The following is a 13,597-nucleotide window of genomic DNA, read 5'->3' as shown; positions in this document are numbered from 1 at the left end:
GCCGCCCGGCCCCGTCGGGCTAGGACAGCTTGGCGGGCAGGGCGGCCCAGCCGTACAGCGTCGCGAGGCCGCGGTGCGTGCCGGGCCCGTCGAGCGCGAGTCCGGGGTACCGCTCGAACAGCGCGGACAGCGCGACGGCGCCCTCCATCCGGGCGAGCGCGGCGCCGATGCAGGCGTGGATGCCGTAGCCGAAGGAGACGTTCTTCTTCGCGTCGGGGCGCGCGACGTCGAACTCGTGCGGCCGGTCGAAGACGGCCGGGTCGCGGTTCGCGCCGGCCAGCAGCAGGGACACGACGGTGCCCTCGGCGAACGCGACGCCCTCGATCTCACCGGCCTCCCGGGCCACGCGCGCGGTGCGCTGGACGGGGCTGGAGTAGCGCAGGATCTCCTCGACCGCGTTCGGCCACAGGTCGGGCTCCGCCCGCAGCCGCTCCAGCTGCGCCGGGTGTTCCAGCAGCGCGACGATGCCGTTGCCGATGAGGTTCACCGTCGTCTCGAAGCCCGCCCCGATGAGCAGCGCCGCGTTCGTCACCAGCTCGCGGTCGGTGAGCTCGCCCGAGGCGGCGAGGAGCGCGAACGGATCGTCGGCGTCCGGATTCGCCCGGACCCGCGCGAAGTGCGCCGTGAGGTAGTCGTCGAGGCCGCGCAGTGCGTCCTGCGCACGCTTGTAGACCGGCCAGTCGAGGCCCGTGTCGAGCAGCGGCGCGGCGGCCTCGCCCCACTCGAGCATGTACTCGTCGTCGGCCTCGGGCAGTCCCAGCAGCCGGCCGATCATCGCCACCGGGAGCCGGGCGGCGTAGCCCGTGACGAGGTCGGGGTGGGGCGTCTCGGCGAGCTCGTCGAGGAGCCGCTCGCTGACGGTCCGCGCGCGGTCGGTGAGCGTCGCGATCGCCTTCGGGGTGAAGGTCCGCGCGATCGGGTGCCGGTACGCGGTGTGCGCCGGGGGCTCGGTGACCAGCATCGACGGCGGCTCGACGGGGTTCGGCAGCCGCGGGTCCGTCCGCTCCAGAACGGGGATGAGAGGGCGCGGGAAGCCGAAGTCGCGCGGCTGGATGGTGGCGAACCGCGGGTCGCGCAGCACGGCCCGGCAGAGCGCGTGGTCGGCCGTCGCCGCGCCGACCTCGCTGCCGATGATCCGGCCCTGCTCGCGGATGCGGTCGAGCTTCGCGTACTGGCCGCCGGGCGCGCCGCGGTAGCCGAGCAGCAGCTCGGCCATGGTGTCGCCGCGGGCCGCGCGGCGGGGGAGGGCGTAGCGCGGCAGCCCGTGCAGCACCGCCCAGCGGACCCGCAGTCGCAGGTCCGCCCGGGCGGCGCTCAGCGGGTTCACACGACTGAGCAGCTCGTGGCGCCGACGTCGGAGCCGCTCTCGATGTCCTTCGGGAGGACGTTCTGGCCCGAGTAGCGCAGCGAGATGCCCTCGTCGGTCATCTTCAGGTCGCTGGCGGTGAGCCCCTTCGGGGTGGGGATGTCCGCGACGGCGGTGATGAGCTGCTGCGCCAGGTCGTCGGGGACGCCGATGCCGAAGACCGAGGCCTTGCTCGCCGTGAGCACCACCTTGTTGTCCTTGATGGTCGGCTTGAGGTTCACCGTGACCGGGAGGATGACGGCGGTGCCGCTGATCTCGATCTGGTTCGCGGCGGTGTTCAGCGTGACCTTCGGGTCCGAGATGACCTGCGAGCTGACGACCTTGTTCTTGATGCCGTCGGCCGTGAAGGTGCCGAGGATCGTGGCGTCGTCGATCTTGTTGTCGCCGCTGGGCTCGACGCCCTTGAGGAGGAGGTGCGCGTTCAGGCCGGAGGTGCCCTGCATGCCGTCGACCTGGATGTCGATCGACGGGATCTTGCCGCTCGCGTTCTGGATCAGCATCGGCGTCTTCTCGAAGCTGACCTTGACGTCGGTGGCGCTGGTGCCCTTCTTGATGTTGTCCGCGAGGCAGTTCTGCACGTGGTTGCGGATGTAGAGCTCGGAGCCGACGAGCACGATCACCAGGACCGCGACGATGCCGGCGGCGGCCAGGCCGATGAGCTTGCCCGTGGAGCGCTGTTTGGCGGGCTTGGCGGGTCCGCCCTGACCGCCCTGGCCCGACGGTCCGCCGGGCGGGATCTGGGTGGGCGGCACCGGCGGCACGGGCGGTTGCTGGCCCGGCTCCGGGCGCGCGTGCGCGCCCGACGGCCGCGCCGCGGACTCGATCGGCCGGGTCAGGCCGTCCTGCGGGCCGGGGCCCTGCGGCTGCTGCGGGGCCTGCGGCGGCTGCCGGTCGGCGGGGGAGATCGGCCGCGTCAGGTTCGGATCCTGCGGGCCGTTCGGGGGGCCGGGGTTCTGCGGGGCGTTCGGGTTCGTGTCCATCGGCGTTAGATTGTTCCTCATCCCTGGGTGGCGACGGTGAAGTCCCTGCGGTTGGCGAGCACGGGCAGCGCGGCCCGCACCTCGTCGACGCGCCCGAGCGGCAGGTCGACGACGATCTGTTCCGGCCCGTCGCCGGCGGAGGCGAGCACCGCACCGTCGGGCCCGACGGCGAGCGAGCCGCCCACCCCGCGCGGCGCGGGGCCGGGCTCCGGGTCGGACGGCCGCGCCTGGTCGACGGCGACGACGTAGGTGGTGGAGTCGAGCGCCCGCGCGCGGGCGAGCGTGGTGAAGGCGTCGAGCTTGCCGGGGCCGTCGCCCCACGACGCGGGCGCGACGATCACGCGGGCACCGGCGTCGGCCAGCCCCTGGTAGAGGGCCGGGAAGCGCAGGTCGTAGCAGGTGCTCAGCCCGACCGTGACCCCGTCGACGTCCACGAGGACGGCGCGCTCCCCGGGCTCCACGGTGCGCGACTCGGCGAAGCCGAAGGCGTCGAAGAGGTGGATCTTGTCGTACGCGGTGCGGGTGCCGTCGGGGGACGCGGACAGCAGCGTGTTGCGGACGCGGCCGTCGGCGGCGGGGGTGAACATACCCGCGACGACGTGCACGCCGGTGGCCTGCGCGGCCGCCGCGACGCGGGTCGCCCACGGCCCGTCGAGCGGCTCCGCGACGGGGCCGAGCACCACCCCGAACCGGCACATCGTGGCCTCGGGGAAGACGGCGAGCGCCGCGCCCGCTTCCGCGGCGCGGCGTAGACCGTCCTCGACCAGCGCGGCGTTGGCCGCCGGGTCGGTCGTGGCCTCGATCTGCGCCAGCGCGACGGTCAGCGATGTCATGCGCACCACACTACTGACTCGTGCTCGATAAGGTTCAGCGCTCACGATCTCGACTTCTGGGCACATGGACGTGCGTCAGGACACCTCCGGCGCTCCAGAAGTCGACATCGTGAGCCGCTACGGCGCGACGAAGGACCAATCGACCGTGAGCAGGTTGTCGCGCACCGGGCGACGGGGCGGGCGGGCGGCGCCGCCGGTGCGCTCGGCCAGCGCGATCCCCGCCGCGCGCCAGCGGATCCGGTTGCCGTAGGGCGCGTAGCCGGCGGCCTCGTCCCAACATCGATCCGCCAGCGTGAGCAGGGTGTGGATCTTCTCGCCGGGCACGTTGTGGTGGATCAGCGCCTTCGGCAGCCGCTCGGCCAGGTCCGACGGGTGGCCGGTGTATCCGGGGTGCCAGGCCAGCGTGAGCGTCCGCGGGCCGGAGCGGTCCAGGGTGAGCCAGCAGCACCGGCGGCCCAGCTCGTCGCACGTGCCCTCGACGAAGACACCGCCCGGCGCGAGCCGCGAGACCACCGTCGCCCAGGCGTCGGCCACCTCGGACTCGTCGTACTGGCGCAGCACGTTGAAGGCCCGCACCAGGTTCGGGCGCAGCCCCGCGAGCTCGAAGCCGCCGCGGGCGAACTCCACGCCGTCGCGGCCGGGGACGACGCGGGCGGGGTCGATCTCCAGGCCCGTCACCCGCACGGAGGGGGCGACGCGCCGCAGCCAGGACGCCCATTCGAGGGTGGTGTCCGGGCGGGCTCCGTAGCCCACGTCGACGGCGAGCGGCGACGGCCCGGCCACTGCCGCGGCCACCAGCGGGGAGTGCACCGACCAGCGATCGCTGCGGCGCAGCCGGTTGAGACCGGTCGTGCCGCGGGTGATCCGCCCCTCGGGGGAGGGCACGGGGTCAGTCGTTCTTGTCGACCCAGTACTTGAGGTACTCGGCCTCGGCGCGGAACAGATCCACCAGGTTGATGAGGATGAGCTGCTCCAGCTTGGTGCCGACGAACGGCACGAAGACCTTCACCACGGTGGTGTAGCGCATGGTGCAGCCGGTCTCGGTGTTGAACAGCGAGGCCTCACCCTTGAGCGAGCCGGGGCCCGCGGGGATCGACGCCTTGTAGTCGCCGATCGAGCTCTCGCCGTCCCACGCGCCGTAGAACTCCTCGCGCGTGATGATCATGTCCTTCTTCACGACGCCCTGCGCGATCGGCGGCAGGTACTCGTGCGGCAGGTTCTGCTTCTGGACGACCGTGATGCCCTCGTCGTCGACGTCGAACTCGGAGAGCTCCGACAGCGGGGTCAGGTTGCGGAAGTCCGTCATCTTCTCGGTCCAGTACTCCTTGGTGGAGTACGCGTTGTAGAAGACGTCGGCGGGGAACGGGAAGCGCGCCGAGTAGCTGAGACGTCGTGCCATGTGGGGGAACCTTACCGGTCAGGGATGCTCCGCGATCCACTGCAGGGTGAACTCCCGCTCGCTCTCCATGAGCTCCTGCAGGTTCTCGACCACCAGCGACTCGACCTTCTTCGCGACGAACGGGATGGACACGTTGGCCTCGCCGTCCGCGGTGATGCGCGCGGCCGAGCCGTCCGAGCCGGGGCCCGCCTCCAGGACTGCCGTGCCGGACAGCTGCGCGGGAACGCCCTGGATCTCGGCGGAGAAGCGGCCCTCGCAGCGCGTGCCGTCGAACGGGCCCCACTCCTCGACGCGGTGGATCTCCAGGCCGCCGGGGCGGATCGCGGTCACGACGGGCGGCAGCTTGTCCTCGCCGATCACGTGCACCACGAGCACGCGCACGGAGCGCCCGGCGCCCTCGCCGGTGATGGACAGCTCCGCGACGCGGGCGCCCTCGCCGCCGACCTCGGCCACGCGGGCGGGCCAGTACGCATCGTCGGTGAACGCGGCGTGCAGCGCGGCCGGACTGGTGGCGTAGTCGAGCGAGCGCTCGAGACGGGTGGTCATAGCCGGACACGTTACCGTTGCGGGGTGCCTGAACTGCTATCGGAGTTGACCACGCTGCGCCTGGGCGGCCCCGCCCGCGCCTACCTGCGTTGCGATTCCGCCGCGGCGGTCGCGGAGGCGGTCGCGCGCTGCGACGCCGCCGGCGAGCCGGTGCTGCTGGTCGGCGGCGGGTCCAACCTGGTGATCGCCGACGCGGGCTTCGACGGGACCGTCGTGCACCTCGCGCACGACACGATCTCGGTCGACGGGACCGTGCTCACCGCCGACGCGGGCGCGGTCTGGGACGACGTGGTCGCCGCGTCGGTCGACGCCGGGCTCGGCGGCCTCGAGTGCCTCTCCGGCATCCCCGGCTCCGCGGGCGCGACGCCGGTGCAGAACGTCGGGGCGTACGGCGTCGAGGTGTCCGCGTGGCTCGACGCCGTCGAGCTGTTCCACCGCGCCACCGGCGAGACCGCGTGGGTCGCACCCGAGACGCTGGGCCTCGCGTACCGCACCTCCCGGCTCAAGCAGCACGACGCCACCTCCGGCCCCGCCGACGTCGTGCTGCGGGTGCGGTTCGCCCTGTCCGACGGTGCCTCCGCCCCGATCCGGTACGGCGAGCTCGCCCGGGCGCTCGGCGTCGAGCCCGGCGGCACCGTCGACCCCGCGGACGCGCGCCGCGCCGTTCTCGGCCTGCGCCGCGGCAAGGGCATGGTCCTCGACCCCGCCGATCACGACACCTGGAGCGTCGGCTCCTTCTTCACCAACCCCGTCGTGCCGGCCGCGGTCGCCGCGGCGACGGTGCTGCGCATCGAGGAGGCGACGGGGGAGAGCACGCCGCAGTACCCCGCGCCCGACGGGGTAAAGCTCTCCGCCGGCTGGCTCATCGAGCGGGCAGGCTTCCGCAAGGGCTACGACGGCGGCCGCACCGGCGTCTCCCTCTCGACGAAGCACACCCTCGCGCTGACCAACCGCGGCACCGGCACGACCGCGGAACTCCTCGACCTCGCGGGCGAGGTCCGGGATGGGGTGTTCGCCCGGTTCGGCGTCGAGCTGCGGCCCGAGCCCGTGCTCGTGGGTGCGGAGCTTCCCCCGCTGCGCCAGTAGAATTCATACAGTGTTCGACATCTTTCGTGCGCCGGTGCGTCGGCGCGCCTTCCTCGGCGGTGCCGCGGCGACGGTGGCCGTCGCCGCGACCGCCTGCACCCGTGACGGCGGCATCGGCGAGACCAGGGCCGATGCCCCCACTTTCGAGTACGCGCCCGCGGCCGGGAAGAAGATCGGCCCCCGCGACACCGTCTCCGTGCGCGTGCGCGGCGGCACCTTCCGCCCGGGCGTCGCACTGACCAACACGCAGTCGGGCAAAAAGGTCGAACTGACCCCGTCGCCCGACGGTGTGACCTATTCGACCGCCGAGCCCCTCGGCTTCGGCGCGACGTACCGCTGGTCCGGCGCCGCCGACGGCGAGGGCGGTACGTGGTCGAGCCTCGACGGCGAGGTCGCGGTGGTCTCGCCCGACGCCACGATGTCGGTCCAGGTCAACATCGCCGACGGTGCCGAGGTCGGCATCGCGGCGCCGCTCATCCTCAAGTTCGCGGGCACCGTCGAGGACAAGGCGGCCGTCGAGAAGGCCCTCGAGGTCACCACGACCCCGCACACCGAGGGCGCGTGGGCCTGGCTGCCCGAGGACAACGGCTCGCGCGCGCATTGGCGGCCGCGCGAGTACTTCACGCCGGGCACCAAGGTCGCGATGAACGCCAAGCTCTACGGCCTCGACCACGGCGGCGGCCAGTACGGCGCCAGCGACGTGACCAGTGATTTCGTCGTCGGCCGGTCGCAGATCGTCAAGGCCTCGGCCCCGTCGCACCGGATCCTCGTGATGCGCGGCGACCAGGTGCACCTCGACCTCCCCTGTTCGTACGGCGAGGGCGACCTGCCGCGCAACGTCACGCGCTCGGGCATCCACGTGGTGAGCGAGAAGCACGAGGACTTCGCCATGTCCAACCCCGCCGCCGGGTACTTCAACGTGCGCGAACGCTGGGCGGTGCGGATCTCCAACAACGGCGAGTTCATCCACGCCAACCCGAACACCGTCGGGAACCAGGGCGCCTCGAACGTGACCAACGGCTGCATCAACCTCTCGCTCGAGGACGCGCAGCGCTACTTCCAGAGCGCGTTGTTCGGAGACCCGGTCGAGGTCACGGGCACGTCGATCGAGCTCTCGGAGGCCGACGGGGACATCTACGACTGGACCCTAGACTGGCCCACGTGGCAATCGATGTCGGCGCTAGCGAAGAATTGATCGTCCCCGGCGCGCGGAGGATGTCCGCGCGGGTGGCGTGCACCGTGCTCACCCCCACCGTGCTGGAGTATCAGGCCACCGTCGCCCGGGTGCCGGGCCTGCAGGTGCAGGAGTCGCTCGCCGTCACGCTCGACGGTGCGCCGCTGCCGGTCCGCGAGGTCGTCGGGCCGCACGGCGGCCGGATCCACCGCGTCGACGCCGGGGCGGGGACCGTGCTGCTGGAGTACCACGCGCAGGTCGCGGGCTTCGCCGCGCCGGAGCCGGCCGACGAGTACCTGCGGTCGGTGTATCTGCGACCGTCGCGCTACTGCGAGGTGGACCGGTTCTACGGCTACGCCGCGAAGCAGTTCGCGGGCGTGACCGGCGATGCACAACGTGCTGTGGCGGTGCGCGAGTTCGTGGCGAGCCGGCTCGACTACCTGCCGGGCGCCAGCCGCTCCGCCGACGGTGCCTCCGACACCCTGCTCGCCTCCGCCGGCGTCTGCCGCGACTACGCGCACCTGACGATCGCGCTGCTCCGCGCCCTGAAGCTGCCCGCCCGGATGAGCGCGGTCTTCGCGCCCGGCTGCGACCCGATGGACTTCCACGCCGTCGCCGAGGTGATGGTCGACGGCCGCTGGTGGGTGCTCGACGGGACCGGCCTCGCCCCCCGCGCCGCGATGGTGCGGATCGCCACCGGCCGCGACGCCGCCGACATCGCCTTCCTCGACAACCACGGCGGCTCCATCCGCTTCGACCGCCTCACGGTGACCGCCGAATCCGCCGCGCCCCTCCCCGCCGACGACCCCCGCACGCTCATCCCCATCGCCTGAGCAGGCGCGTGCCGGGCGGATCCCGGCCGGCCGCGAATCAGGCCCGAGTCAGCCGCGACGCAGCGCCAGCAGTTCCTCGAAGACCGCGCGCGCATCGGCGGGGCCGTCGACGCGGAAGCGGGCGCCGGTGGCCACGGCGGGATCCGGATCGACCTTGACCGACACGTCGTCGGCGCCGGTGAGCACCGCGAAGGCCTTCTCGTCGGTGACGTCGTCGCCGAGGTACAGCACGGCGGCGACGCCGGTGCGCTTGCGCAGCGTCTGCAGCGCCCGGCCCTTGGAGGCGTCGAGCACCGTCAGCTCCAGCACGGCCTTGCCCTCCGTGGCGTGCACGCCGGACAGGGCGGCGGGGCCCCGTCGGGCCTCCTCCAGCGCGACCGGCCCCGCGGCCGGATCCACGACGTTGCGCACGTGCAGCGCGGCGCCAAGCGGCTTCGGCTCGACGGCCGCGCCGGGGAAGCGCTCGGCGATCGCGGTGAGGTCGGCGAGCACCGTCGACCGCAGTTCCACCAGCTCCGCGGAGAGGGCGGCCTCGAAACCCTCCGCCCACTCCGCGCCGTGGCTCCCGACGGTCACGACGCCCTCGCCGGCACCGGACAGCCGCCCCAGCGTCGCGCGGTCGCGGCCGGACACCACCGCCACCGTCACCCCGGGGAGCCCGGCGAGCGCCTCCAGCGCGGCGACGGTCCCCGGCAGCGGGAACGCGGCCGCGGGGTCGGCGACGATCGGCGCGACGACCCCGTCGTAGTCCGTGGCCACGAGCACCGTCGGCAGCGCGGCGAACCGCCCGAGGGCGTCGCGGACCGAGCCGGGCAGGCTCATCCCCGCGTCTCGTCGACGGTGCCGGCGAGCGTCTGCAGGAAGGAGCGGGCCCAGCGGTCGACGTCGTACTGCAGGACCTGGCGGCGCATGGTGCGCACGCGGCGCTTGCCCTCCTCGGGCTCCTGGTGCACGGCCTCGTCGATGGCGTTCTTCACGCCCTCGAGGTCGTGCGGGTTGCACTGGTAGGCCTGCCGGAGTTCGGCGGCGGCGCCGGTGAACTCGCTGAGCACCAGCGCGCCCGTCGAGTCGTTGCGGCAGGCGATGTACTCCTTGGCCACGAGGTTCATGCCGTCGCGCAGCGGCGTCACGAGCATGACGTCGGCGGCGGCGAAGAAGGCCAGCAGCTCGCGACGCGGCACGGGCCGGTGCACGTAGCTCACGACGGGCCGGCCGACGCGGCCGAAGTCGCCGTTGATGCGGCCGACCTGGCGCTCGATGTCGTCGCGCATCACCTTGTAGGACTCGACGCGCTCGCGCGACGGGGTCGCCAGCTGCACGAAGACGTGCCGCTCCGGGTCCAGCCGCCCCTCGGCGTACAGCTCGCCGATGGCGCGCAGCCGCACGTCGATGCCCTTGGTGTAGTCGAGCCGGTCGACGCCGAGCAGGATCTTCTCGGGGTTGCCGAGCTCCTTGCGCAGCGCCCGCGCCCGCTGCTTCGTCTCGGGGAGCTTCGCGGTGGCCGCGAGCTCGGCGGACTCGATCGAGATCGGGAAGGCGCCCACCCGCACGGACCGGAAGCCGACGGTGACCACGCCGAACTTGGACCGCACGCCGATCGAGTTCTTGCTGGTGGGGTACCCGGCCAGCTTGCTGGCGAGGTAGAGGAAGTTCTGGGCGCCGCCGGGCAGGTGGAAGCCGACGAGATCGGCGCCGAGGATGCCCTCGATGATCTCGCGCCGCCACGGCATCTGCATGAAGAGCTCGACGGGCGGGAAGGGGATGTGCAGGAAGAAGCCGATCTTCACGTCGGGCCGCAGCATCCGCAGCATCTTCGGGACCAGCTGCAGCTGGTAGTCCTGCACCCACACGGTCGCGCCCTCGGCGGCGACCTTGGCGGTCTCCTCGGCGAACCGCCGGTTGACCTCGACGTACGTGTTCCACCACTCGCGGTGGTACTCCGGCTTGACGATGACGTCGTGGTACAGCGGCCACAGGCTGCCGTTGGAGAAGCCCTCGTAGTGCTCCTCGACCTCCTGGGCGCTGAGCTTCACCGGCACGAGGAGCATGTCCTCGCCCTCGATGGGCTCGCCGCCCACGTCGGGGGCGCCGGGCCAGCCGACCCACGCGCCGTTGCGGGCGCTGAGGATCGGTTTGAGCGCGGTGACGAGGCCGCCCGGCGATTCCTTCCAGTTCAGCGTCCCGTCGGGGGCCTTCTCGACGTCGACCGGAAGCCGGTTCGCCACGACGATGAAATCAGATGTTCCGAACGCCGCAGCGGTCATGGGTGGGCTACGCCTCCTTGGGGCCGATGCCGAGCATCGACAGCAGCATCCGGCACTCGTCGGCGTCCTCGGCGTACGCCGCGACGACCCGCTGGGCCTGGTAAGCCGTCTCGTCCGCTACGGGCTCGAGTTCGTCTTCGCTGATGTCCTGCGTGGTCTTCGGGGGCATGAACGCACCTTCGTTCGGGAATGGACGAGCAAGGACAGTTTACCCGCGAAACGTTTCAGTCGCGGACCCGGCGGAACGTGATGCCCCCGATGTGGGGCCGCAGGTTCGGCGGGAGCTGCGGCCGGCGCAGCGTCCGGGCCACCCATTCGCCGAGCGTGACGCCCGCGGCGAGGGCGCATCCGACGGTCAGCGCGGTCGCCATGTTGGTCAGGGCGGAGGTGGTCTGCCCCTCCATCAGCTCCGACAGGCCGCGGTACACCGCGAGGCCGGGGACCAGCGGCGTGATGCCCGCGACCGCGACGATGAGCGGGGGCACCACGGCCCGTCGGGCGAGGAGACCGCCGGCCAGTCCGACGACGGTGGCGGCCACCGTCGACGAGACGATCGGCCCGAGGCCGAGGTTCAGGACGGACCCGGCGACGAGCGCGCCCGCGCAGCCCGCGAGGAAGGACGCGGTGAGCGCCCGGAGCTGCGCGTACCCGGCGAGCGCGAACGCGGCGGCGGCCACGCCCGACGACGCGACGAAGATCGGCAGCGGTGCGTAGTCGAAGGGCTGCTGCTGCAGCGGCGGCAGCGTCGCGCCCAGCTGGGCGGTGACGCTCAGCGCCATGCCGACGCCGGCCACGACGCCGCCCGTGAACACGACCACCTCGAAGAACCGGGCCGCGCCGGTGACGGGTGCGCCGGTGATGGCGTCCTGGACCGAGCCGACGAGCGACAGCCCGGCCATGAGCACGATGATTCCGGCGACGATCACCCGATAGGGCTGCACGTCCCACCCGTACTCGACGGACAGCCGGTAGATCAGCGCGGCCGGCAGCGTCGCGAGGAAACCGCCCACGACCTGCTGGAAGAAGTAGGGCAGCCCCCACTGGCTGAGCCGCACGTTGACCGCATAGATGATCGCGGTGCTGACGAAGGCGACCGCCGCGAGGACCGGCGTGCCGCCGAGGAGCAGCGTCAACGCGCCGGCCATGAGGGCCCAGCCGAACGTCGCGACCGCGCGCGGGTAGGGGTGCCCGGCGGTCATGATCGATTCGAGGGCCGCGAGCGCCTGGTCGGGGCGGATCCGGCCGCGGCCGATGCGCCGCACCAGGGTGTCGACCTGGGAGAGCCGGGTGTAGTCGAGGGAGCGGTGGCTCACCATCCGGATGTAGGTCGACGGGGGCAGGCCGCGCCCGCGCTGCACGGAGACGGTGATCGCGTTGTAGGTGACGCTCACGGTCACGTCGTCGATGCCGTAGGTGGCCGCGACGTACCGCACCTGCGCCTCGGTGTCGACGGCGCCCGTGCCCGAGTCGAGGAGGACCTCGCCGACCTTCATCGCGACCTCGAGGACCTCGCCGACGGTCTCGTTGTCGCGGAGATCGACGGGCTGCAGCGGCGTCAGTACCGGCATTCCTGCGGTGTCGACGGTGGCGGCGTTCCGGCCGGTCAGGGCCTGGACTGCGTGCGCGAGGCGATCGCGGAACGCGGGCTTCATGGTGGGGCACCTCCTCGGGGCTGTCACGTCGGTGTCGTGGCACGCACCTCGGTTCGTTACTGTGCCAGATCACGCCCGGTTCCGGCCCGCTCGCGGCCCTGTGATTCGCGTCGGGATCGGCGCCGCCCCCGCGCCCGTCTCACGCGAGCGCGGCGAGGACCTCCGCGGCGGCCCGCTCGCCCGATTCGAGGGCGCCCTCGATGTAGCCGGCGTGCTCGCCGGCGGTCTCGGTGCCGGCCCAGTGGACGGTGCCCGCGGGCGCGTGGCCGAGGGGGAAGGGCAACCCGCCCGCGGCCGGGTCGGGGAAGGCGAGGTAGCCGCCGCCGACGTACTCGTCGAGGTGCCAGGACTTCTCGTGCCAGCTCGCCGGGGCCCGCACGCCCTCGCCGAGGTGGTGCGCGAGGCGCCCGAGGAGCGCGTCCCGACGGTCCGCCGGGCTCAGGTCGTCGAGCGTGCGCGCGTCGGTCCCGCCGACCAGCAGGCAGAGGTGCCCGGGGCCGCCGGCCGACGGTGGCGAGGTGTCGAAGACGCCCACGCCCGGGTCGTCGATCGCGATCATCTCGGCGTGCCCGCGCTCGCGCCAGAAGGGCCGCTCGTACACCGCGAGGGCCTTGTAGACCGAGCCCATGTACATGCCCCGCTCGGCGCGGGAGCGCTCCGCGGGCAGGGGCGGACGGTGTTCGATCGCCGCGGCGACGGGCGGGGGAACGGTGACCACGACGTGGCGGCAGCGGACGGTTCCCGTCGCGGTGTGGACCGTCGCGCCCGTGTCGTCGCGGTGGATCGCGAGCACGGGGCGCTCCGTGCGGACGCGGTCCCCGAGCCGCTCGGCCATCCGGACCGCGAGGGTGCCGGCACCGTCGACCACCAGGGAGTCCTGCGCCCCGCCCCGCGTGGTCATGGCGGTGGTCAGTCCCTCCATGGTGCGGACGGTGGCGGCGAAGTCGCGCAGGGTGAGCCGTTCCGGGTCGGCGGTCGAGGCGATCTCGAACAGCACCCGCAGGAGTCGGCGGGCGCGGCCCGGGACGCGGCGCAGCAGGTCTCCGACGAGGACGTCGTGCCCGAGGTGGGGGCCGCCGAGGCGGACGAGGCCCTCCCACGCGGCGAGCGCGGCGCCGGCGAGGAGGAACGTCGGACTCGCGAGTCCGACGGTGCGCGGGCCGTCCACGAGCCTCGGCAGCCGGGGCGTCTCCATGGGGTGGACCTGCGCGCCGTGCTCGGCGGCGAGCGCGGTGAACCGGTGATGGCCCGCGCCGATCCACTGCCCTCCCAGGTCCACGTGGCTGCCGAGCGCGGTGGTCTCGGTGAGGACACGGCCGCCGACGCGGGGTGCCGCCTCGAGCACGAGGACGTCGACGCCGCGGTCGTGCAGGCCGAGCGCGGTGCGCAGTCCCGCGACGCCCGCGCCGACCACGACGACGGTGCGCTCCTCGGCGGTGTGCTCGGGGTCGTTCGTCATGGCGT

Annotated in this window: 14 protein-coding genes; 3 read left to right on the top strand and 11 right to left on the bottom strand. The window is 73.0% G+C overall.

Annotated elements, in window-relative coordinates; translation table 11 throughout:
- Positions 1-19: 19 nt before the first annotated feature.
- The 6 genes from BLW32_RS23955 to BLW32_RS27935 form a co-directional block, all read right to left on the bottom strand.
- Positions 20-1,327, bottom strand: coding sequence for a cytochrome P450 (locus tag BLW32_RS23955; protein WP_231857362.1), 1,308 nt, complete (start codon positions 1,325-1,327; stop codon positions 20-22).
- Complete coding sequence (locus BLW32_RS23950; RefSeq protein ID WP_068741438.1) at positions 1,324-2,346, bottom strand: LmeA family phospholipid-binding protein; 1,023 nt, start codon at positions 2,344-2,346, stop codon at positions 1,324-1,326. Before BLW32_RS23950 ends, BLW32_RS23955 begins: the two co-directional genes overlap by 4 nt.
- A 17-nt stretch (positions 2,347-2,363) precedes the next feature.
- A complete protein-coding gene (locus BLW32_RS23945) occupies positions 2,364-3,170 on the bottom strand; it encodes a carbon-nitrogen hydrolase family protein (protein WP_068741662.1) in 807 nt (268 codons plus the stop codon).
- 126 nt (positions 3,171-3,296) lie between these two features.
- The gene (locus BLW32_RS23940; protein WP_068741439.1) at positions 3,297-4,064 is read right to left on the bottom strand and encodes a methylase; all 768 of its coding nucleotides are present in this window, start codon (positions 4,062-4,064) and stop codon (positions 3,297-3,299) included.
- 4 nt (positions 4,065-4,068) lie between these two features.
- On the bottom strand, positions 4,069-4,578 hold the full coding sequence (locus BLW32_RS23935; RefSeq protein WP_068522846.1) for a DUF2505 domain-containing protein: 510 nt from the start codon (positions 4,576-4,578) through the stop codon (positions 4,069-4,071).
- 18 nt (positions 4,579-4,596) lie between these two features.
- On the bottom strand, positions 4,597-5,124 hold the full coding sequence (locus BLW32_RS27935; RefSeq protein WP_068522845.1) for a DUF2505 domain-containing protein: 528 nt from the start codon (positions 5,122-5,124) through the stop codon (positions 4,597-4,599).
- Positions 5,125-5,148: 24 nt separating this feature from the next.
- Here BLW32_RS27935 and BLW32_RS23925 point away from each other — a divergent pair, with 24 nt between their 5' ends.
- The 3 genes from BLW32_RS23925 to BLW32_RS23915 are packed head-to-tail and all read left to right on the top strand — an operon-like array spanning position 5,149 to position 8,217.
- A complete protein-coding gene (locus BLW32_RS23925) occupies positions 5,149-6,210 on the top strand; it encodes a UDP-N-acetylmuramate dehydrogenase (RefSeq protein WP_068741440.1) in 1,062 nt (353 codons plus the stop codon).
- 10 nt (positions 6,211-6,220) lie between these two features.
- A complete protein-coding gene (locus BLW32_RS23920) occupies positions 6,221-7,405 on the top strand; it encodes a L,D-transpeptidase (RefSeq protein ID WP_068522843.1) in 1,185 nt (394 codons plus the stop codon).
- Complete coding sequence (locus tag BLW32_RS23915; protein WP_114515926.1) at positions 7,372-8,217, top strand: transglutaminase-like domain-containing protein; 846 nt, start codon at positions 7,372-7,374, stop codon at positions 8,215-8,217. Before BLW32_RS23920 ends, BLW32_RS23915 begins: the two co-directional genes overlap by 34 nt.
- Before the next feature lie 48 nt (positions 8,218-8,265).
- Here the strand turns inward: BLW32_RS23915 and otsB are convergent, their stop codons facing one another.
- The 5 genes from otsB to BLW32_RS23895 form a co-directional block, all read right to left on the bottom strand.
- Positions 8,266-9,039, bottom strand: coding sequence for a trehalose-phosphatase (gene otsB, locus BLW32_RS23910; protein ID WP_068741442.1), 774 nt, complete (start codon positions 9,037-9,039; stop codon positions 8,266-8,268).
- Positions 9,036-10,481, bottom strand: a complete 1,446-nt coding sequence (locus BLW32_RS23905) for an alpha,alpha-trehalose-phosphate synthase (UDP-forming) (RefSeq protein WP_068522840.1) — start codon at positions 10,479-10,481, stop codon at positions 9,036-9,038. The genes otsB and BLW32_RS23905 overlap by 4 nt, the downstream gene beginning before the upstream one ends.
- Before the next feature lie 7 nt (positions 10,482-10,488).
- Complete coding sequence (locus BLW32_RS27830) at positions 10,489-10,650, bottom strand: hypothetical protein (protein WP_170181081.1); 162 nt, start codon at positions 10,648-10,650, stop codon at positions 10,489-10,491.
- A gap of 55 nt (positions 10,651-10,705) precedes the next feature.
- Positions 10,706-12,133: a threonine/serine exporter family protein gene (locus tag BLW32_RS23900; protein WP_068522839.1), complete on the bottom strand. Its 1,428-nt coding sequence runs from the start codon at positions 12,131-12,133 to the stop codon at positions 10,706-10,708.
- Positions 12,134-12,272: 139 nt separating this feature from the next.
- Entirely contained in the window at positions 12,273-13,592 is a 1,320-nt protein-coding gene (locus BLW32_RS23895; RefSeq protein WP_068741443.1) for a flavin monoamine oxidase family protein, read from the bottom strand.
- Positions 13,593-13,597 lie beyond the last annotated feature (5 nt).

The sequence above is a fragment of the Tsukamurella tyrosinosolvens genome (genome assembly GCF_900104775.1).
In the GTDB taxonomy this organism is placed as follows: domain Bacteria; phylum Actinomycetota; class Actinomycetes; order Mycobacteriales; family Mycobacteriaceae; genus Tsukamurella; species Tsukamurella tyrosinosolvens.
Note: the sequence above shows the minus strand (reverse complement) of the source record. Positions and strands in the feature narration are given on the sequence as shown.

Coding starts and splice junctions, on each gene's coding strand:
- BLW32_RS23935 (WP_068522846.1), bottom strand. CDS start 4,578: ATGGCACGACGTCTCAGCTACTCGGCGCGCTTCCCGTTCCCCGCCGAC.
- otsB (WP_068741442.1), bottom strand. CDS start 9,039: ATGAGCCTGCCCGGCTCGGTCCGCGACGCCCTCGGGCGGTTCGCCGCG.
- BLW32_RS23895 (WP_068741443.1), bottom strand. CDS start 13,592: ATGACGAACGACCCCGAGCACACCGCCGAGGAGCGCACCGTCGTCGTG.
- BLW32_RS27830 (WP_170181081.1), bottom strand. CDS start 10,650: ATGCCCCCGAAGACCACGCAGGACATCAGCGAAGACGAACTCGAGCCC.
- BLW32_RS23905 (WP_068522840.1), bottom strand. CDS start 10,481: ATGACCGCTGCGGCGTTCGGAACATCTGATTTCATCGTCGTGGCGAAC.
- BLW32_RS23950 (WP_068741438.1), bottom strand. CDS start 2,346: ATGGACACGAACCCGAACGCCCCGCAGAACCCCGGCCCCCCGAACGGC.
- BLW32_RS23900 (WP_068522839.1), bottom strand. CDS start 12,133: ATGAAGCCCGCGTTCCGCGATCGCCTCGCGCACGCAGTCCAGGCCCTG.
- BLW32_RS27935 (WP_068522845.1), bottom strand. CDS start 5,124: ATGACCACCCGTCTCGAGCGCTCGCTCGACTACGCCACCAGTCCGGCC.